The sequence below is a fragment of the Mariniflexile gromovii genome, assembly GCF_017814435.1.
Classification (GTDB): domain Bacteria; phylum Bacteroidota; class Bacteroidia; order Flavobacteriales; family Flavobacteriaceae; genus Mariniflexile; species Mariniflexile gromovii.
Map to the genome: position 1 here is coordinate 1 of NZ_JAGJCB010000031.1, position 18,644 is coordinate 18,644.

Consider the following 18,644-nt stretch of genomic DNA (forward strand, 5'->3'; position numbering starts at 1 on the left):
AAAAATAAAATGTCTGTGTTAAACGCCGTGAGAAATAAAATCATTCACCGTATTTTTGCTGTAATAAAAAACCAAACTATTTATAAAAATAATTTGGTTTTATCATAGAAATCAATATGACAAAGTGAACATCATACACTTTTCAGACAGCCTCCTTTCCATTAAAAAAACTTCCCGCTTTCTATAATGGCATGTCCGTTACGCTTGTAAGTTACTTTGGTTCCGTTGGCGCAAAAATGATAGACCGCTTTTACTTTTTGCTCTGTAAATGATAATAAAATAACGTCTTCTACCTTACAATTATAGTCTTTAGCAACTTTTGCTTTTACATGATCTATAGTGGCTCGCCCTTTTTTTAATTGTGATTGAATTTTATTATCCAATTCTGGTTCTATAAAACCGTCGGCTAATTTACACTTGTCTTTTTTTATTGGTGCTTTCGTAACGTTTTCTTTTGGGATTTCAGCATCAATATATTCCCAAGTAAAATCGGCTTTTAACCAAACACGCCTACCGTCTTCGGTTTTTACAATGTGGTTGTTTTGCGAAAAACCGATGCATGAGATAAAAAATAAGAGAAGAAACAGACACTTTTTCATAGCTAAATAATATTTTGTGAATTACAAAAATACGGTTTCATATGAAACTAGTCTTCTACATATTCTAAAATATGCTTCATTTAACCTTTAAAATAATAAATAATACTTACTACGAACTACTTAAAACCAAATCATAAGCATGCCTCAATTTCTTTACTATTATTTCGATTTCCTCTTCATTTAAATCGCCAAACCCAAAACGGATGGCACAGGTATTTTTATCTTGATACAGAATGGTTTTTGGAAGAAATAAATCTAACTGTTCAGCATAATATGCCAACTTAACCAACGATATTTTTGGATCAAAACGCAGCCACAATGCTAAACCACCTGAAGGTTTGTCCCAAAATATTTCCTGTATAAAATGTTTGTGAAGGCATTCGCATAAAAAATCGCGTCGTTCTTTATAAATAATGATGTTTTTCTTTATCAAACGGTGTATTTCGCCTTCATAAATTAGCTCTGAAAGCATTTGTTCTTGAATTAAATCGCCTTGGCTGTCCAGTATTCTTAAATAATTTTTAGCTTCTAAAATTAAATTTTCGGGTGCTATCACAAATCCTGTTTGAAAGCTTGGGAACAACGATTGCCCCAGTTTCCCTAAATAGATAATAACCCCATTGGCATCGGAGCTAGCCATGGGCAACATAGCAGAACCATCGAACTGAAAATCGTAATCAAAATCATCTTCAATAATAGCAAATTGGTATTCTTTGGCAAGTTCCATTAATTGCAAACGGCGTTCGGCACTAAGCGATTTTGTGGTTGGATAATGCCGATGCGCGCACACATACACACACCGAATGGCATGTTTTATAAAATGGGTTCTAATATATTCCACATCAATACCCTCATCGTCTATGGGTATGGTTTTAATGGCAGCGCCCGATTGTTGGAAAATCATATTGGCGGCATAGTTGCTTAAATCGCCCACCAAAACAATATCATTGGGTTGTAACAGCACCTGCGAAACAATATACAAACTCATTTCTATACTACGGGTGCTCATTAAATTATGCGGCTTCATATGAAAACCACGCGTTGCATTTAAATAATTGCACAATTGAATTTCAAAAGTTGAATTAGAAGATGCGTAGGTTTGGTTCCATTTTGGGATTAACGATTTCCGTTTCATGGAGGCACTGTACCATTTTGAAAATTGATGGGTGGGATGCAACCTTAAATCGGGTTGCCCATCGTTTACACGGTATTTTTTATCACTATTTTCATGCGTAGAGGCTAAATTAAACGAGGTTCGAAAAGGAAATCCTGTTGTTTTAGCATAGTCATTCACTTGGTCTATGCGTTGCGAAGTCGCCTTAATAGCCGCTGTTTTTTGTTCTGGAAACAAAATACAGGTGCCTTTATTGGGTACAATTTCAACCCAACCTTGCGATGCCAATTCATCGTAAATAGCTACCACCGTATTTCTGTTAATGCTAAAAAGCTCACTAAAGGTGCGGGTTCCGGGTAGCCAATCGCCCTCGGTTAAATACCTGCGCTGTATGGCATTTATAATTTGTTGCGCCGCTTGAATGTAAATGGGTGTTGTGCTCGATTTATCAAGATGAATTAATTGCTTTAAAAGTGTACTAACCGGACTATTCATTATTTTAAAACTGGACTACTTAACTAGTCCAGAAAGTTAAGAATTTTGCAGCGTAAAAAACACACTTAATTAGTTAATATGAAAAAGAACTATTTTTTTGCTTTCATTATCTTAATTTCCATTGGCATACACGCTCAAAACCAACCAACTAAACAGCAAGATACCACAGCGCTTGGTGAAGTTACTGTTAACTCTACCCGTATCAATTTACCCTTCAAAGAAAACTCCAGGACCATTTCCATCATTTCTTCTGAAGACATAAAAAACAGTGCCACCAATAATATTGCCGATTTACTCCAACAAGTAGCCGGTATTGATGTAAGACGTCGTGGTACGGCAGGAAGTCAAGCCGATTTATACATTCGCGGGGGTAGTTTCGACCAAACCTTATTACTTATTGATGGTATAAAAATGGACGACGCACAAACTGGACACCACACCATGAATGCCGCTTTACCACTAGATGTTATTGAACGTATTGAAATTATAAAAGGACCTGCAGCCCGAGTGTTTGGGCAAAATGCTTTTAACGGCGCCATCAATATCGTTACTAAAAAAGAATTGAACAATACGGTTTCTGCAACTGCGGAAACAGGTTCGTTCGGGCAATTAAACGCAGGGGTTACCGTAGGGGCGCAACTGGAAAACTCATCACATATTGTGCACGTAGATAAAATGACTTCCGCCGGGTATCGCCACAATACCGATTATGACAATAGCAATTATTTTCTAAAAAGTATTTTCAACCAGAACAAACAAGCCATTGAAATGATTACCACGTTTCAAGAACGTAAGTTTGGTGCCAACGGGTTTTACGCCCGAGCAAGCGCTACCGAACAATACGAAGAAACCCAAAACAGTTTAATGGCATTCTCTACTAAATTCAATTCTGGAAACCTAAGCTTTACACCACGTGTTTACTGGAAACGAAACCAAGATGAATATTTGTACATAAGAAATAACCCTCCGGCTTATAGAAACTTGCACATTACCAATAAAATTGGTGCAGAGGTTAATGCCAATTACACATCTTCAGTGGGTATCACAGGTTTTGGCATCGATATCTCTAAAGTTTATATAACCAGTAACAACTTGGGAGATCGCAACAGGTTTATGACCACGCTGTTTTTAGAACATGAATTTAAAATTTTTGATGATAAATTAGACCTTACACCAGGGGTTGCCGTAACTTATTTCTCAGATTTTGATTTTTATGCTTTTCCTGGTATCGATTTAGGTTACAGAATAACCGACCAATTAAAAGCCTATGGAAATATTGGATACACCTACAGAATTCCAACCTATACCGATTTATATTATAACGATTCCAGTACTGCAGGAAACCCCAATTTAGAAGTTGAAGAAGCTTTTGCTCAAGAAATTGGTATAAAATATTTCTCTCCAAGGTTTACAGCTTCCCTAGCCTTATACAACCGAGATGCGCAAAACTTAATTGATTTTATAAGACCAAACACCACAGAAACCATTTATACAGCTACCAACATAACCGAAGTTAACACCAAAGGTTTTGAGGTTGATGCTGCTTACAATTTCAAACTAAATGGTTTTAACCAAACATTGGCGGTGGGTTATAACTTTTTAGAAGATGATATTTTAAACCAAAACAAAGAACTATCCCGTTACTCACTAAACACACTTAAACACCATTTCACCACGCGTTTAAGCACACAACTATGTAAAAATGTGAGTCAGAATATCATATACAAACATGCACAACGCACCACTGGCCATAGCTATAATGTGTGGGATGCTTCCATAGCTTTAAACCTAAAACAATTAGAATTTACCATTACAGCAAGCAATATTTTTGATACCGATTATATTGAAGCCGGTTTTGTTCCCATGCCACCTAGCAATGTATTATTTGGTATGAGATACCATTTTAACTAATTTCTCCCTAATTTCAATTAGTGCATGTAGGCCTCACAAGTTTTTAAAACCTGTGGGGTCTAATTATTTTCCAACGCTTCATAGTTCCCTCCTGTTTTAATTAATAATTGTGAAGACTTACTTACTTTAGCGCAGCATTTGGAAAACCCGTATCACACACGAACGCATACAGAAGCATAAACTTTCATATTAACCAAGGCAAACTACAAATTCAGCCCATAGGGTAATTCCCGTAAAATACTATTTCTAATTCCACTACGTTTCATTAACTTTGAACACACTAAATTAAATAAGCCTTGTCGTTGAACTTACTAGATATCCCTCGTGTAAAAACAATTACGAAAGAGGATTTTTTAAAACACTACTTTAAACCGCAAAAACCTGTGGTTATTGAGCGTTTTATTGAAAACTGGCCTGCTTACCATAAGTGGAGTTTAGACTATATGAAAAGCGTTGGCGGCGATATTACTATACCGCTTTACGACGATAGACCGGTAGATTACAAAGATGGTTTTAACCAACCACACGCTAAAATGAAATTGGCCGATTATATTGATTTGCTAAAGCGTAAACCCACCAAATACCGTATTTTTTTATGGAACGCCATTAAGGAAATACCACAATTGCAAAAAGATTTTTCGTTTCCCGATTTTGGTTTACGCCTCTTAAAAGGACTCCCCATGTTGTTTTTTGGCGGTTGCGATTCGTATACTTTTATGCATTACGATATAGATTTAGCCAATATTTTCCATTTTCATTTTGAAGGGCAAAAACAAATTATTCTGTTCGACCAAAAACAGAACAAATATCTGTACAAAGTACCGCATGCGCTTATAACCCGCGAGGACATCGATTTTGCCAACCCCGATTTTGAAAAATGGCCAATGCTTAAAAACGCCCAAGGCTACCAAACCACACTAAACCATGGCGAGGTGCTGTATATGCCCGAAGGCTATTGGCACTACATGCGCTACATAACGCCCGGGTTTTCCATGAGTTTGCGCGCCATTGCCCGTAACCCCAAAAACTTTAGTAAAGCCATTTACAACATTGTGGTTATGCGCAATTTTGATAATGCCATGCGCCGCATACAAGGTCAAAAATGGATAGATTGGAAAAACCAACAAGCCATTATTAAAACCCACAAGAATTTATAAAGAAACAACCACTTAGATAAAACACGCTGTATTTCATCTAAATACACATACCCATAGGCATCACATTGGTTGTAAAAAAAATTACATCCCATGGGTAAATAAAACTGTTTTTTACAATAACTTATATATCTTTGTCCCACTAAAATTTAAACAAAAATCATGCGAAAATTAATCTTCTTAGTAACTATTTTTAGTGTAGCTCTTGGTAATTCACAAGCTTTTACTGGCACTAATGATAACAAACTTCAATTAGGAACCAATTTACAAGACAATGCTACGGGTATTAACATAAGTTTCGATTATGGTTTGGGCGAAAACATATCGGTTGGTGTATCATCATCATATGCTTTAGGTCTTGCCAACGATATTTCTGCTAGTTTTGGCGACCGTTTTGATGCGAAAGTACGCTTTAATGCCAATTTAGGAAACGTCATTAATGTAGATGATAATTTTGATGTGTACCCAGGTTTAAACTTAAGCCTTAAAAACTTTGGTGGCCATTTAGGGGCGCGTTACTTTTTCTCAGATGGTTTTGGTGTTTATACCGAGTTTAACGTACCTCTTGCTAAATACAATACCGATATTTTGGATGCTGGCGAGAAATTGCACAACCAATTTACAGTGAACCTAGGTGCTTGTTTTAATTTGTAAAAAGACCCTTTATAATAATATACAAAGGCGGAAAATTTAGGTTTTTCGCCTTTTCTTTGTGTCATTGCGTATTGTATGACCCTACCAAGTTGCTTTACATTTTTTTTAAGTCTTAAATCTAAAAGTATCTACATAGGGCGGTTGTCTTTTAACAGTAGCAAAGACCCTAGCCAATAATTTACATCTTATAATATTGATTGTGCTCATTTTATTCTTGCCATTTTCAACCCTTCTGCAATAGTATAATTTCATTTCTGGATTATTCTGTATTGCGGACTTAGCACATAAATTGAATAACGATTTTATTTTTTTATTAGCTAGATTGCTCACTTTTGTTTTTCCTCTAATACTTGTTACAGAAGAATTCGGGAATGGTGCTATACCACAATATGCGGCAAATTTTCTCCAAGTTTTAAATTTGGTAAAGCCATTTGTGGATGTAGTCATAAATAGAACTGTTTGGCTCCCTATGCCTTTGATACTGGTGATTAGTCTATACTGATGGTTTAACTCTTGGTTTACGCTAATAATAGAAATGCCTTTGGAGACAGGCGAGTTAGGGATAGAAGTGGAAATCCTTTTGGTTTTATTCGTTATAGCGACAAACTCCCATGTAAACCTTGATTTAAAATTAGGCACCTTCCTTCGGAGGAATGGCAAAACCAAAAGATTGTAACGGATAGCCCGACCCTTGGGTAACTCCCAAAATATAAATCCTATTATAGTGATAAAAGCGTATATTATATTTATGAACCGATTTTTGTGTATTTTTGCATCGTGAAGCAAGAGTTAAAACTTTCAGATTGGTTGCCTACCACAAACAAAGAGGTGAAAATACGCGGTTGGGATGCGCTAGACGTTATTCTGTTTAGTGGTGATGCCTATGTGGATCATCCCTCGTTTGGACCTGCGGTTATTGGCCGTATTTTAGAAAGTTATGGCTTGCGTGTTGCCATTGTGCCACAGCCTAATGTGAATGATAATCTTCAGGATTTTGTGAAAATGGGTGCTCCTAAATTATTTTTTGGAGTTACCGGTGGTTGTATGGACCCCATGATTAGCAACTACACAGCAAGCAAAAAGAAGCGTGATAAAGATGCCTACACCCCTAATGGCGATACTGGTTTTAGACCCGATTATGCTACTACGGTGTATTCGAACATTTTAAAAGAAAAATGGCCCGATGTGCCTATTTTAATTGGAGGTATTGAAGCATCGTTACGTCGTGTAACACATTACGATTATTGGAGCGATAAGCTGATGCCTACTATTTTAGAAAGTTCGAAGGCAGATATGTTGGTATATGGCATGGGCGAACAGCCTTTGCGCGAAGTGGTTCGATTGTTACAAAAAGGCGTGCCTTTTAAAAATATAAATACGGTACTACAAACCGCTATTTTGTTGGACAACGAAGAAGATATACCAAAAAACAGTAATTGGGAAGATGTGGAAATTGTTTCGCATGAAAAATGTTTGCAAGACAAAAAAGCCTATGCTTCTAACTTTAAAACCATAGAACAAGAGAGCAACAAACTGGCTGCAAGACGTATTTTTCAAAAAGTTGGAACTAAGACGTTGATGATCAATCCGCCATACCCAACCATGACGGAAGATGAAATTGATGCTTCTTTTGATTTGCCCTACACAAGGTTACCTCATCCAAAATATAATAAGCGCGGACCCATCCCTGCTTATGAAATGATTAAGTTTTCCATCAACATCCACCGTGGGTGTTTTGGTGGCTGTAGTTTTTGCACTATTTCGGCTCATCAGGGTAAATTTATTGCAAGTAGAAGTCAAGAATCTGTATTACGCGAAGTGGACACCGTAGCAAACATGCCCGATTTTAAAGGTTATTTAAGCGATATTGGTGGCCCTAGTGCTAACATGTATAAAATGAAGGGAAAAGTACAAGCTATATGCGATAAGTGTGTAGCACCTTCATGTATTTCGCCTGTTATTTGTAGCAACCTTGATACATCGCACAAACCTTTAACCGAATTATATCGTGCGGTTGATAGTCACCCGAAAATTAAGAAATCGTTTATTGGAAGTGGTATTCGTCATGATATGTTGGTGCCAGAATTCAATAAAAATGCCGACCCTAAAGAGTTGGATGATTATACCGAAGAGGTGATGACAAAGCATATTTCTGGACGCTTAAAAGTAGCACCAGAACATACCAGCGACCCTGTTTTGAAGTTGATGCGGAAACCCTCATTTTCTTATTTCCATAAGTTTAAGGAACGTTTTGATAAGATTAATATTAAGAAAGGTTTAAACTTGCAGTTGATTCCTTATTTTATATCTAACCACCCTGCCTGTGAAGCTGAAGATATGGCGAATCTTGCTGCCGAAACCAAAGATATGGGCTTCCAGTTAGAGCAAGTTCAAGGGTTTACACCAACACCTATGACGGTGGCTACGGTTATTTATTATAGTGGTTACCACCCATATACGCTTAAAAAAGTAAATACGCCCAAAACACAAAAAGAAAAAGATGAGCAACATCGTTTTTTCTTTTGGTATAAAAATGAAAATAAAGATTGGATACGTAAAACCTTAAACAAATTAGGTCGTCAAGATTTATTGAATGTGTTATTACCTGAAAATGATAAATGGCGTAAAAATAAACCAAGTGGTGAAGCAAAACACACCTTTGATGATGCTATCCCTTTTAACCAACGAAAAAATAAGGCTAAGTTTAGGAGTAAGAAGAAGCGGTAGTTTGCTTTTCTTATGAAATTAAACACCCCTATTGAGCTATGCTCGCTATCTTCAATGAAAATATATTTTCATTTCGATAATCCTCAAGGGGATATTTGTTGGCGTTAAGCTTCATGTCATTAAATTCTAGTAAGTTTTAAAAAACTTGAAAATTCTCATTTTTTCATTTTAATGATGTCCTTTTAATAGATTTTGTTTTAATGTTTAGAGATTAATTTTAGGGATATACTATGGTTAGGCAACTGAATGCTTGTTTTTAGTGTAGAGTTTGTTGGTTTGGATTGTCCCCTCGAGGGGACTCTAGGGGTGTTTTTTAAGCACTATAATTTTAAAACTATTCCTGTAATCTTCTTACAGTTTCCTCAATAACCAACAAAACGCTAAACATATTCTTTTTAACTTCTTCATTTGAAAACCTTAAAAAAGTAACACCATAAACTTCCAATTCGCCTTGCCTTTTGCTATCATATAAATAAGCATATTCATGTGTAACTCCATCAATTTCAATAGCTAAACCAATTTCATGACAATAAAAATCTACTATATAATTTAGCATAGGTACTTGCCTATGAAATTGAACGCCATAACCTCGCTGCTTTATGTTTTGCCATAACAAAACTTCCGGAAGCGTGCTGTTTTTTCGCAGCTGTCTTGCTAATAGTTTTAATTCAGGGTTGTATGGAATTATTTTGTTTCTCATGCATTATGCTTTGTTTTGAGACATCCCTATAATCCCCTCAAGGGGATATTGGTTTCGTTAACAATTTTAGCTTATAAAATAGTATAAGAATTTAGGACTTTATAACCTTTTAAATAGCTTCTCCAAATGTTATTAGGTTATTGTCTGGATCAAGTAACGAAAACTCTTTTTGTCCCCAAGGTTTTATTTGCAAATATCCAGCAGGATGGATGCTTATTCCCTTTTCTAAAAATGAATTGTAAAGCGTATCAATGGCATTGGTTCGAATGTAAATTTGCCCAAAATTTTCTTTAGGGTCAAGTGCTTTGTATTCGAAAAAATGGATTTGAATATGATCTTTTTGAACCATTAAATAACCTTCGAAATCGGCACTTCCAAACACCTTAAAACCTAATTTGTTTATATAATAGTCTTTAGTGACTGCTTTGTTTCGCATTGGAAGCTTAGGATGGATGTTGGTTAACATAGTTACATCGAGTTAAACTTTTCATTATTCTCTTCGACTCTAAACTTTACAATTCTGGTAATTAAATCGATAGGCAAAGATGCATTCATAGGAAACTGAACCGAGCCTTTCCCTTGTTTAAATACACTCAATTCTTTGGCAAAAGCTTCATGTCCTGTTGGTGATGCATAGAAACCTATATGATTTTTATAACCAGCAAAATAAACCAGGGGTTTTTATGGATTTTATAGGCAGGCATGCCATACGAAATACTTTCAATGGCTTTAGGAGCATTTTCAAAAATGATCTTTCTGAGGGTATTCAGTTTTTCCTGCACCTCATTTGGAAAAGTATTTATGTATACCTCAACGTTTCTGAAATCTGATTTCATTCCCTTCTGCATTAATTATTAGTGCGCCTCCAACCAATCATTTCCAATGCCTAATTCAACATCCAAAGGAACTTCCAGTTTATAAGCGTTTTCCATCTCCGTTTTTACAAGGGTTTTAATGGTTTCCAATTCGGGTTTGTACACATCAAAAACCAACTCATCATGCACTTGCAACAGCATTTTTGTTTTGAAATTACCCGTTTGAAGTTTCTCGTAAATGTTAATCATGGCTATTTTTATAATGTCGGCGGCACTACCCTGTATGGGTGCGTTAACCGCATTACGCTCGGCAGCACCACGAACCACCGCATTTCTGGAATTGATATCGTTTAAATAACGACGACGCCCCAAAACGGTTTGCACATAGCCATTATCGCGCGCAAAATCGACCAACTCGCTCATATAATTGCGTAATTTTGGGTAGGTAGCGTAATACGTGTCTATCAATTCTTTGGATTCGCTTCTGCTTAAATCGGTTTGATTGCTTAACCCGAAAGCCGAAACACCATAAATAATTCCGAAATTTACGGTTTTTGCATTGCTACGTTGTTCGCGCGTTACTTCTTCAATAGGCACATTAAATACTTTTGAAGCTGTGGAGGCATGAATGTCTTCGCCATTTTTAAAAGCGTTGATCATGGTTTCTTCCTTACTTAAAGCCGCAATAATACGCAGTTCAATTTGCGAGTAATCGGCAGCTAGTAAAATATAGTCTTCGCTTCGCGGAATGAATGCTTTTCTAACCTGTCTTCCGCGTTCGGTACGAATAGGGATATTTTGAAGGTTCGGGTTGTTGCTTGAAAGTCGCCCAGTGGCGGCAACAGTTTGCATATAATCGGTATGCACTCTGCCAGTTGATGGTTCTACCTGGGTTGGCAAAGCATCTACATAAGTGCTTTTTAGTTTTGATAAACCTCTAAAATCTAAAATATGCTGAATGATGGCGTGGTCTTTTGCCAAATAACTCAAAATATCTTCCGATGTGGCGTATTGACCCGTTTTGGTTTTCTTTGGTTTATCCACCAATTTTAATTTATCGAACAAAATATCGCCTAGCTGTTTTGGCGATGCAATGTTGAATGTTTCACCAGCTTCGGCGTATATTTTAGTTTCTAAGTCTTTGATGTCGTTTTCAAGTTGTTCTGAAAGTGAATTTAGGAACTTTTCATCTAAATTAATGCCTTCCAATTCCATAGCAGCCAAAACACGAAGTAACGGAATTTCTATATCGTCAAACAGTTTTTGGGTATTGGCTTCGCCCAATTCTTTTTCAAAATGTTCTTTTAGTTGAAGGGTAATATCGGCATCTTCAACAGCATATTCGGTTTGCTTTTCTAAAGGAACATCGCGCATCGATAACTGATTTTTTCCTTTTTTACCTATTAAGTTTTCAATGGAAATGGGTGTGTAATTCAAATAAGTTTCAGCCAGCACATCCATATTGTGGCGCATATCGGGGTTGATTAAATAATGTGCCAACATGGTATCGAACAGTTTGCCTTTTACCTCCACATGGTATTTTGCCAAAACCTTAATATCATATTTTAAATTCTGACCAATTTTTTGAATGCTTTCATTTTCGAAAAACGGACGCAATTGCTCTATAAGTTCCTGTGCTTCCTCTTTGTTTTCAGGAAAAGGCAAATAAAACCCTTTGCCAACTTCCCAAGAAAAAGCAATACCAACCAATTCTGCTACAAGGGGATTAATATCGGTAGTCTCCGTATCAAAACATACCGACGTTTGGTTCATTAAGTTTTTAATAAACAGTTTGGTTGCCATACCAGAGGCGACACTTTGGTAAAAATGCGAGGTTGTTTCGGCTGTCTTTCGGGTGAATTCAGAAATGGTTTCTGTTTCTTTAGAAGTAGAAATATCACCACCAAACAATGAAAATTGTCCTGCGCCTGCCGAAGCTGTTTCTTTAGGTGTTGCTTTTAATTCTGTTGTGTTTGAAGCTGAAGTAGTTTCAGAAGATGTAGCTTCAACCGCAAATGTTTTTTCAAAATTGGCAAGCAGTTGTCTAAATTCCAATTCTTGAAAAATTTCGGTTACTTTGGGTAAATCGGGTTGGTCCAATTCAAAATCCTTGGCATGGAAAGTTACTGGTACATCCAGCATGATGGTCGCCAATTTTTTGGAAAGCAACCCTAATTCTTTAGCGCCTTCAATTTTCTCTTTCATTTTACCTTTTAACTCGTGGGTATTGGCCAAAAGGTTTTCCATGCTGCCGTATTCAGCTAAAAGTTTCTTAGCTGTTTTTTCGCCTACTCCTGGAAGTCCTGGAATGTTATCGCTGGAATCGCCCATCATACCTAAAAAGTCAATGACTTGCAGCGGGTTTTCAACTTCAAATTTTTTCTTAACTTCTTCAATGCCCCAAGTTTCGTAACCACCACCAAAAACGGGACGGTATATAAAAATATTTTCGGTGACCAATTGTGCAAAATCCTTATCGGGCGTAACCATATAGGTTTTGTAACCTTCTTTTTCGGCTTGTCGCGATAAAGTACCTATAACATCATCAGCTTCATAGCCATCCTTAACCATAATGGGGATATGCATGGCTTTGAGAATTTCACAAATATGTGGAATGGCAGTTTTAATACCTTCTGGAGTTTCATCTCTATTTGCTTTATAGGCTTCAAACATTTCAACCCTATCGGCACTCCCGCCTTTATCAAAACAAACAGCCAAATGGTCTGGACGTTCTCGTTTTATAACATCTAAAAGGGAATTCATAAAGCCCATAATAGCCGAAGTATCCAAACCTTTAGAATTGATTCGAGGATTTTTTATAAAGGCATAATAACCACGGAAAATTAAAGCATAAGCATCAACTAAAAAAAGACGTTTTTGATCGGACATTGTTATTGATAAATTAAGATGAAACTATCTTGTCACCTCGAGCGCAGTCCAAAGGTTTTTTAATATTTTAAAGTTAAATAAGTTCTCGACTGCGCTCGAACAGACAAGAAACCAAAACTACGAAAAGTATTTTTGATTTAGTGTTTCGAGGCCTGTGATTGATGAATTATTAAGTAGAAAATTTCTAACCTTGAGTATAATAAAGAATGAATCAAACGTTTAACAGTTTCCTAAGAAAATAAAAAAGTGAAATGAGTAACTTTACAAATTAATTCGAAATTTATGCTCCGTTGGGTTTTCTTTTTAGTCATTTTCATCATTATAGATATATATGCTTTTCAAGCCGTTAAAACAATCACAAAAAACAGTTGGATTCATATTTTATATTGGTTGATATCCTTAGTGGTTGTTGGTAATTTTATATACCATTACTACGGAACTAATAAAAGTGACGGCTTAAACCATGCACACGCCTTTGCTTTTGGGTTTTTACTGGCTCTTGTAATTCCGAAAATGATACTCTTGTTGGGTATGTTTGCCGAAGATATTTTTAGGCTACCACATGCTATTTACCGTTATTTTACTGAAGGCGACGCTGCAAAAGGAAACTATTTTCCATCCCGCAGACAATTTGTTAGCAACATTACTTTAGGCATAGCAGCCATTCCTTTAGCGTCCATTATTTTTGGTATTTATAAAGGAAAATACAATTTTAAAGTTTTAAAATATACGTTGACCTTTGAAGATTTACCACACGCATTTGATGGCTATAAAATAACCCAGTTAAGCGATATCCATTCAGGCAGTTTTGATGATATTGAAAAAGTGAAATACGCCGTAAACTTAGTAAACGAACAGCAAAGTGATGTCATTTTGTTTACAGGCGATATGGTAAATAATAGAGCCGATGAAATGTTACCTTATATAGAGGTTTTTAATAAGCTTCACGCTAAAGATGGCAAATTTTCAATATTAGGAAACCATGATTATGGTGATTATGCCCCTTGGGATTCAGAAGCTGCAAAACTTCAAAATTTAGAAGATTTAAAAGCTATTCAAAAACAAATAGGCTTCAATTTATTATTAAATGAGCATCGCTATTTAGAAAAAAATGGTGAAAAAATAGCTTTGATTGGTGTTGAGAATTGGGGAACAGGTGGTTTTAAACAAGCGGGAGATTTAAAGAAAGCATCGCAAAACATACACGCAAACGATTTTAAAATATTAATGAGCCACGACCCAACACATTGGGCAAAAAAGGTGATTACAGATGACTATCATTACCATTTAACCTTAAGCGGGCATACACATGGGATGCAGTTTGGAATAGAAATACCCGGGTGGTTTAAATGGAGCCCTGCAAAATGGCGTTACAAACATTGGGCAGGTATTTATAAAGAAATGGGGCAATACATTAATGTAAACCGCGGGTTTGGGTATTTAGCCTTTCCAGGACGTGTTGGTATATGGCCAGAAATAACGGTAATTGAGCTTAAGAAAGGCACAGCCACAGCTTAGTATTTTATATTTTTATTATACAAAGTAATTCCTTATTTTTATGATAATACATTATAAACATTGTGTTTATTGATATTTTCGAAAAAATGCGTAGGTTTGTATAAGTACATTTGACTAATAAACAATAGAGTATGTCAAAATTTGGGGAACTAATTGATGTAGAAATTCCTGTTTTGTTAGAGTTTTTTACAGATTGGAATGACCAGTCCACTGCAATGCATGCTGTTTTAAGAGATGTGGTTGCAGCACTTGGTGATAAAGCTAAAGTGATTAAAATTGATGTTGAAAAAAACCAAGAACTTGCAGAAGCCTTGCGCGTAAAAACACTGCCAACATTGATTATTTATAAAGATGGCGAAATGAAATGGCGCCAAAGTGGCGAGCAAGATGCCAATACACTTATTAGCATCATTCAGAAGTACGTTTAATTCCTGCGGAGGCAGAAATCTCTTTTTTTTGTATTTTTTTGGGCGTTCCCTAAAGGTCAGGTCAGGCTTTCCGCTATATCTTTTTAAAAAGTCATTGTGCACGAAGCAATCTGTTTATCGTTTAGTTTACAATATTTTAACTCCTATTAATAAGATTACTTCGTCGCGCACTCCTCGTAATGACGCGTTTCAAATATTGAGATTATTTCGGCCATTCTGAACTTGTTTCAGAATCACACAAAAAAACAATCCACTCTATGCGACCCTGAAAGAAGTTCAGGATGATGGCTTATTTTATAAGTTCATTCGCTTTATCATACACCAAATAGCTTTCCCAACCACGGTATAAAAAGTAATCAACAAATTTCTTTTTTTTCTTAAAAACGTTGGGCTCTTTAATAGAATTCGCTTTTTTTTCGGCTAAATAATTGAAATACTCGTTGTACTCCTCTTCTGATATCGTCGCAAGTGCCTGATTTATATTAACTTTGCTTATGTCTTTTTTCTTAAGCTCATAAGTTAATCGACTACGGCCCCAAGCCTTAAATTTAAACTTACCGCTTACAAATGTTTTGGCAAAACGTTCTTCGTTTAGAAAGTTATGCTGTAACAGGTGTACTATTATTACATCTATCGCTTCAGGTATCATGTGCATACCTGTAAGTTTCTGTGCAACTTCTTTATGGCAACGTTCTTGGTACGCACAATAATGCTCCAGTTTTTTGGTAGCTTCTTGTAAGGTATATGTTTTTTTGGTTTGCTGCATGGTACCCCAAAAATAACAATTGATACAGAAACTATCAGTAAAAAAAAATAAAAACCAAATCTAACAGTACAACTCGAAAGGGAAGTACACTTTTAAACTTAACAATTATGAAAAAAATTACTCTCACTAATGCATTCTCTTTTTTCATCGCCCTTTTTTGTGCGGTAAATTTTGGGTTTGGACAGACGACTTTAGCTGCTGGAGATATTGCCATAACTGGTGTTAACTCTGATAATCCAGACCAGTTTTCTTTTGTTTTGTTAAAGGATGTTGTAAGCGGAACCCAAATAAATTTTACTGATAACGGTTGGCAAAGTTCAGGTAATTTTAGAGCGAATGAAGGTACAATTACATGGACAGCATCAAGTGATTTGTCTTGTGGCACTCAAATTATAATAACTGACTTACAAAACCCATTTTCTGCATCAATAGGAACAGTAACCGACAGCAATCAATTCCAATTATCTTCTTTAGGTGATCAAATATTGGCATATCAAGGTCTGTCAACTTCGCCTCAATTTTTATACGCCATACAATTTGGTAATAATACTGGTTGGGTGCCAAGTGCTACAACCTCAAATAATAGTGCCGTACCAACAGGATTAACTAATGGAGTTAATGCTGTTAATATTGGAAACATAGATAATGGCACTTATAACTGTTCTACAACAAGTAGTGCTTCAGCAATTTTAGCTTCAGTAAGTGATGCAACTAATTGGAACGGTGATGACAACGTATTGCAAACCTTAGGTGACTGTGTTTTTTCTTGTTCTTTATGCCCTACTAATACAACATGGACATCAGGTGCTTGGTCCAATGGCTTGCCAAACAGCTTATCAAAAGCTGTAGTTATTAATGATGATTATGATACAAGTTCTGGTGATATTACCGGTTGTAGTTTAACTGTTAATGCAGGTGCAACTTTAACAGTTTCCAATGGTACTTTTGTTGAAGTTGAAAATGATGTAAATGTAAACGGAACTATAGAAGTACAAACTCAAGGCGCCTTTATACAAAATGATGATGCTGGTAGCTTTAATTTAATAGGTTCTGGTACGGCTTCCGTTAATAAAATTACACCTACCAAAGCCAAATGGTATTATTACACTTATTGGAGCTCGCCTGTTGAAAATGCAACTACTAACGGTGTTTTTCCTAATGTAGATGGCGATAGACGTTTTTGGTTTAATGCCAATAATTTTAAAGATGAACATACTAATGGTACTACTAATGGTAATCCTGATGATGTTGATGATAATGGTAATGATTGGCAATATTCTTTAGTAAGCAATGGAACCAACGCTATGACACCTGGTGTTGGATTTGCAATTACCGAGGCTCGCAGCTTTACCCCAGGAAGTACTGGTACCGCACCTTTGTAGGTAAATTTAATACGGGTAATGTGCCTGTTCCTATTACCTTTGACCCTACTAACCCTGGTGAAAAATGGAATTTTATTGGAAATCCATACCCTTGTGCCATCAATTTTGATGACTTTTACGCAGCTAATTCTGGTGTTATAAATGGTTTTGCGTATTTCTGGTCGCAAGGTTCACCACCAAGTTCAGGCAATCTTGGAAACCAAAATTTAAACTTTAATTTAAATGATTATGCACCGTATGCCATTGGACTTGGAGGTACAGTAGGTGGTGCAGGCGTTACACCAACAGAATACATTCCATCTGGACAAGGCTTTTTTGTTTCTGCCCATACTGCTGGAACTGCCACTTTTACAAATGCTATGCGTGTAAAAGGAGCAACCGATAATAACCTGTTTTTCAAAAACACGAATTCAAAAGGAAAAACGAATACGGCAACTGCCAATAAATTATGGGTAAACTTAACATCTGATAATGGTGTGTTTGGCCAAATTTTAGTGGGTTATGTTGAAGGCGCTACCGATGGTTATGATGTAACCGCTTATGATGCTCCCAGAGCTGCTTCTGAAACGCCCGCAACTTTATCTTGGCTTATTGAAGGTTCAAACAAAAAGTTTGTGATACAAGGTAAAGATGCCAACAGCATCAATGAAAACGAAATTATTAAACTTTCGTTTAAAACATCCATTAAGGTCGCCACCTTATATACCATATCCATAGACCATATGTACGGTGATTTTTTAAATAGCAATGTGATATTGTTAAAAGATAACTTACTTAATAAAACGCATAATTTATCGGCTTCCGATTATACATTTACATCGGCCGTTGGCGAGTTTAACAACCGTTTTGAAATTGCTTTTAGCAACCAAGCCTTATCGGTTGAAGACATCATTTCAAGCAAACACACACTTAAAATTGTGGAGTTGGACAACGATAATGTACAGTTTAACAGTACCAATAATTTAAGTATTAAATCGGTTCAAATTTTTGATATGTTAGGCAGACAGTTATATAGTTTTAAAGGTGAATCTACATCGGAAACCTATAAACTTTCAAACCTAAACAATAGCGTATTTATTGCAAAAGTAGCATTATCAAACGGTGCCGTAATTACTAAAAAGGCCTTTAAGAAATAAGGCTTTTAAAAAAAACTTAACATTACCACTACGGCATGAACAGTTTAAAAACTTCGTGTAGTAGTGGTTTTTTATTTGTACGTCATTGCGAGGCACGAAGCAATCTGTCTGTAGTTATAACCCTTGGGCCTAATTCAGAAGTTGATTATAACACCGTTTTTCTTATGGAAAACAAAAACCAATTAGTTCCAAAATGTCAGTCTGAGCTTGTCGAAGACTTTTTAAAGTTGCACTTCGACAAGCTCCTTTAGATTTGTTTTTATAAATTTAAGAAAGAGAAAGGAAATAAAGTGAACTAAGACAGGCTCTGAATTTTAATGTTCAATATGTGATTTAGACTTTACTTCCCTTTCATC

Annotated in this window: 16 protein-coding genes; 8 read left to right on the forward strand and 8 right to left on the reverse strand. The window is 36.1% G+C overall.

The window, feature by feature from the left end; translation table 11 throughout:
- Positions 1 to 161 precede the first annotated feature (161 nt).
- Complete coding sequence (locus tag J8H85_RS18215; RefSeq protein ID WP_209657053.1) at positions 162 to 599, reverse strand: DUF3157 family protein; 438 nt, start codon at positions 597 to 599, stop codon at positions 162 to 164.
- A 109-nt stretch (positions 600 to 708) separates the two neighbouring features.
- Positions 709 to 2,208 carry an aminotransferase-like domain-containing protein gene (locus J8H85_RS18220; RefSeq protein ID WP_209657054.1) on the reverse strand — a complete coding sequence of 500 codons (1,500 nt, stop codon included), beginning with the start codon at positions 2,206 to 2,208 and terminating at the stop codon, positions 709 to 711.
- Positions 2,209 to 2,286: 78 nt separating this feature from the next.
- On the opposite strand from J8H85_RS18220, the gene J8H85_RS18225 reads away from it, so the two are divergent.
- The 3 genes from J8H85_RS18225 (at position 2,287) to J8H85_RS18235 (ending at position 5,927) form a co-directional block, all read left to right on the forward strand.
- Positions 2,287 to 4,119 carry a TonB-dependent receptor plug domain-containing protein gene (locus J8H85_RS18225; RefSeq protein WP_209657056.1) on the forward strand — a complete coding sequence of 611 codons (1,833 nt, stop codon included), beginning with the start codon at positions 2,287 to 2,289 and terminating at the stop codon, positions 4,117 to 4,119.
- Between the two features lie 296 nt (positions 4,120 to 4,415).
- Positions 4,416 to 5,276 carry a cupin-like domain-containing protein gene (locus tag J8H85_RS18230; RefSeq protein WP_209657058.1) on the forward strand — a complete coding sequence of 287 codons (861 nt, stop codon included), beginning with the start codon at positions 4,416 to 4,418 and terminating at the stop codon, positions 5,274 to 5,276.
- Positions 5,277 to 5,435: 159 nt separating this feature from the next.
- Positions 5,436 to 5,927 (forward strand): DUF6646 family protein, encoded by a 492-nt coding sequence (locus J8H85_RS18235; protein ID WP_209657060.1) that lies wholly within the window; start codon positions 5,436 to 5,438, stop codon positions 5,925 to 5,927.
- 105 nt (positions 5,928 to 6,032) lie between these two features.
- Here the strand turns inward: J8H85_RS18235 and J8H85_RS19080 are convergent, their stop codons facing one another.
- Positions 6,033 to 6,566 (reverse strand): IS110 family transposase, encoded by a 534-nt coding sequence (locus tag J8H85_RS19080; RefSeq protein WP_317195029.1) that lies wholly within the window; start codon positions 6,564 to 6,566, stop codon positions 6,033 to 6,035.
- Positions 6,567 to 6,704: 138 nt separating this feature from the next.
- Here J8H85_RS19080 and J8H85_RS18245 point away from each other — a divergent pair, with 138 nt between their 5' ends.
- Positions 6,705 to 8,654: a YgiQ family radical SAM protein gene (locus J8H85_RS18245; protein WP_209657064.1), complete on the forward strand. Its 1,950-nt coding sequence runs from the start codon at positions 6,705 to 6,707 to the stop codon at positions 8,652 to 8,654.
- A 334-nt stretch (positions 8,655 to 8,988) separates the two neighbouring features.
- On the opposite strand, the gene J8H85_RS18250 is transcribed toward J8H85_RS18245, so the two are convergent.
- From J8H85_RS18250 to polA, 4 genes are all read right to left on the reverse strand, one after another.
- Positions 8,989 to 9,354: an endonuclease domain-containing protein gene (locus J8H85_RS18250; RefSeq protein ID WP_209657066.1), complete on the reverse strand. Its 366-nt coding sequence runs from the start codon at positions 9,352 to 9,354 to the stop codon at positions 8,989 to 8,991.
- A 109-nt stretch (positions 9,355 to 9,463) separates the two neighbouring features.
- A complete protein-coding gene (locus J8H85_RS18255) occupies positions 9,464 to 9,820 on the reverse strand; it encodes a bleomycin resistance protein (RefSeq protein WP_209657067.1) in 357 nt (118 codons plus the stop codon).
- A gap of 175 nt (positions 9,821 to 9,995) precedes the next feature.
- Entirely contained in the window at positions 9,996 to 10,190 is a 195-nt protein-coding gene (locus J8H85_RS19125) for a DUF1801 domain-containing protein (protein WP_317195028.1), read from the reverse strand.
- A gap of 18 nt (positions 10,191 to 10,208) precedes the next feature.
- Positions 10,209 to 13,058 carry a DNA polymerase I gene (gene polA, locus J8H85_RS18265; protein ID WP_209657069.1) on the reverse strand — a complete coding sequence of 950 codons (2,850 nt, stop codon included), beginning with the start codon at positions 13,056 to 13,058 and terminating at the stop codon, positions 10,209 to 10,211.
- Positions 13,059 to 13,340: 282 nt separating this feature from the next.
- Between polA and J8H85_RS18270 the strand changes: the two genes are divergently transcribed.
- Positions 13,341 to 14,576 carry a metallophosphoesterase gene (locus tag J8H85_RS18270; protein ID WP_209657072.1) on the forward strand — a complete coding sequence of 412 codons (1,236 nt, stop codon included), beginning with the start codon at positions 13,341 to 13,343 and terminating at the stop codon, positions 14,574 to 14,576.
- A gap of 131 nt (positions 14,577 to 14,707) precedes the next feature.
- A complete protein-coding gene (locus tag J8H85_RS18275) occupies positions 14,708 to 15,004 on the forward strand; it encodes a thioredoxin family protein (protein WP_209657074.1) in 297 nt (98 codons plus the stop codon).
- Positions 15,005 to 15,293: 289 nt separating this feature from the next.
- Here J8H85_RS18275 and J8H85_RS18280 read toward each other — a convergent pair whose 3' ends face one another.
- Positions 15,294 to 15,770 (reverse strand): regulatory protein RecX, encoded by a 477-nt coding sequence (locus J8H85_RS18280; protein ID WP_209657076.1) that lies wholly within the window; start codon positions 15,768 to 15,770, stop codon positions 15,294 to 15,296.
- Positions 15,771 to 15,877: 107 nt separating this feature from the next.
- Between J8H85_RS18280 and J8H85_RS18285 the strand changes: the two genes are divergently transcribed.
- The gene (locus tag J8H85_RS18285; protein ID WP_209657078.1) at positions 15,878 to 17,152 is read left to right on the forward strand and encodes a hypothetical protein; all 1,275 of its coding nucleotides are present in this window, start codon (positions 15,878 to 15,880) and stop codon (positions 17,150 to 17,152) included.
- A 20-nt stretch (positions 17,153 to 17,172) separates the two neighbouring features.
- Entirely contained in the window at positions 17,173 to 18,288 is a 1,116-nt protein-coding gene (locus J8H85_RS18290; RefSeq protein WP_209657080.1) for a T9SS type A sorting domain-containing protein, read from the forward strand.
- The last annotated feature ends 356 nt before the right edge of the window (positions 18,289 to 18,644 follow it).

What these genes read in the sequence shown, in the direction of transcription:
- J8H85_RS18215 (WP_209657053.1), bottom strand. Translation starts at nt 599, where the DNA reads ATGAAAAAGTGTCTGTTTCTTCTCTTATTTTTTATCTCATGCATCGGT.
- J8H85_RS18220 (WP_209657054.1), bottom strand. Translation starts at nt 2,208, where the DNA reads ATGAATAGTCCGGTTAGTACACTTTTAAAGCAATTAATTCATCTTGAT.
- J8H85_RS18225 (WP_209657056.1), top strand. Translation starts at nt 2,287, where the DNA reads ATGAAAAAGAACTATTTTTTTGCTTTCATTATCTTAATTTCCATTGGC.
- J8H85_RS18235 (WP_209657060.1), top strand. Translation starts at nt 5,436, where the DNA reads ATGCGAAAATTAATCTTCTTAGTAACTATTTTTAGTGTAGCTCTTGGT.
- J8H85_RS18250 (WP_209657066.1), bottom strand. Translation starts at nt 9,354, where the DNA reads ATGAGAAACAAAATAATTCCATACAACCCTGAATTAAAACTATTAGCA.
- J8H85_RS18255 (WP_209657067.1), bottom strand. Translation starts at nt 9,820, where the DNA reads ATGTTAACCAACATCCATCCTAAGCTTCCAATGCGAAACAAAGCAGTC.
- J8H85_RS19125 (WP_317195028.1), bottom strand. Translation starts at nt 10,190, where the DNA reads ATGAAATCAGATTTCAGAAACGTTGAGGTATACATAAATACTTTTCCA.
- polA (WP_209657069.1), bottom strand. Translation starts at nt 13,058, where the DNA reads ATGTCCGATCAAAAACGTCTTTTTTTAGTTGATGCTTATGCTTTAATT.
- J8H85_RS18270 (WP_209657072.1), top strand. Translation starts at nt 13,341, where the DNA reads ATGCTCCGTTGGGTTTTCTTTTTAGTCATTTTCATCATTATAGATATA.
- J8H85_RS18275 (WP_209657074.1), top strand. Translation starts at nt 14,708, where the DNA reads ATGTCAAAATTTGGGGAACTAATTGATGTAGAAATTCCTGTTTTGTTA.
- J8H85_RS18280 (WP_209657076.1), bottom strand. Translation starts at nt 15,770, where the DNA reads ATGCAGCAAACCAAAAAAACATATACCTTACAAGAAGCTACCAAAAAA.
- J8H85_RS18285 (WP_209657078.1), top strand. Translation starts at nt 15,878, where the DNA reads ATGAAAAAAATTACTCTCACTAATGCATTCTCTTTTTTCATCGCCCTT.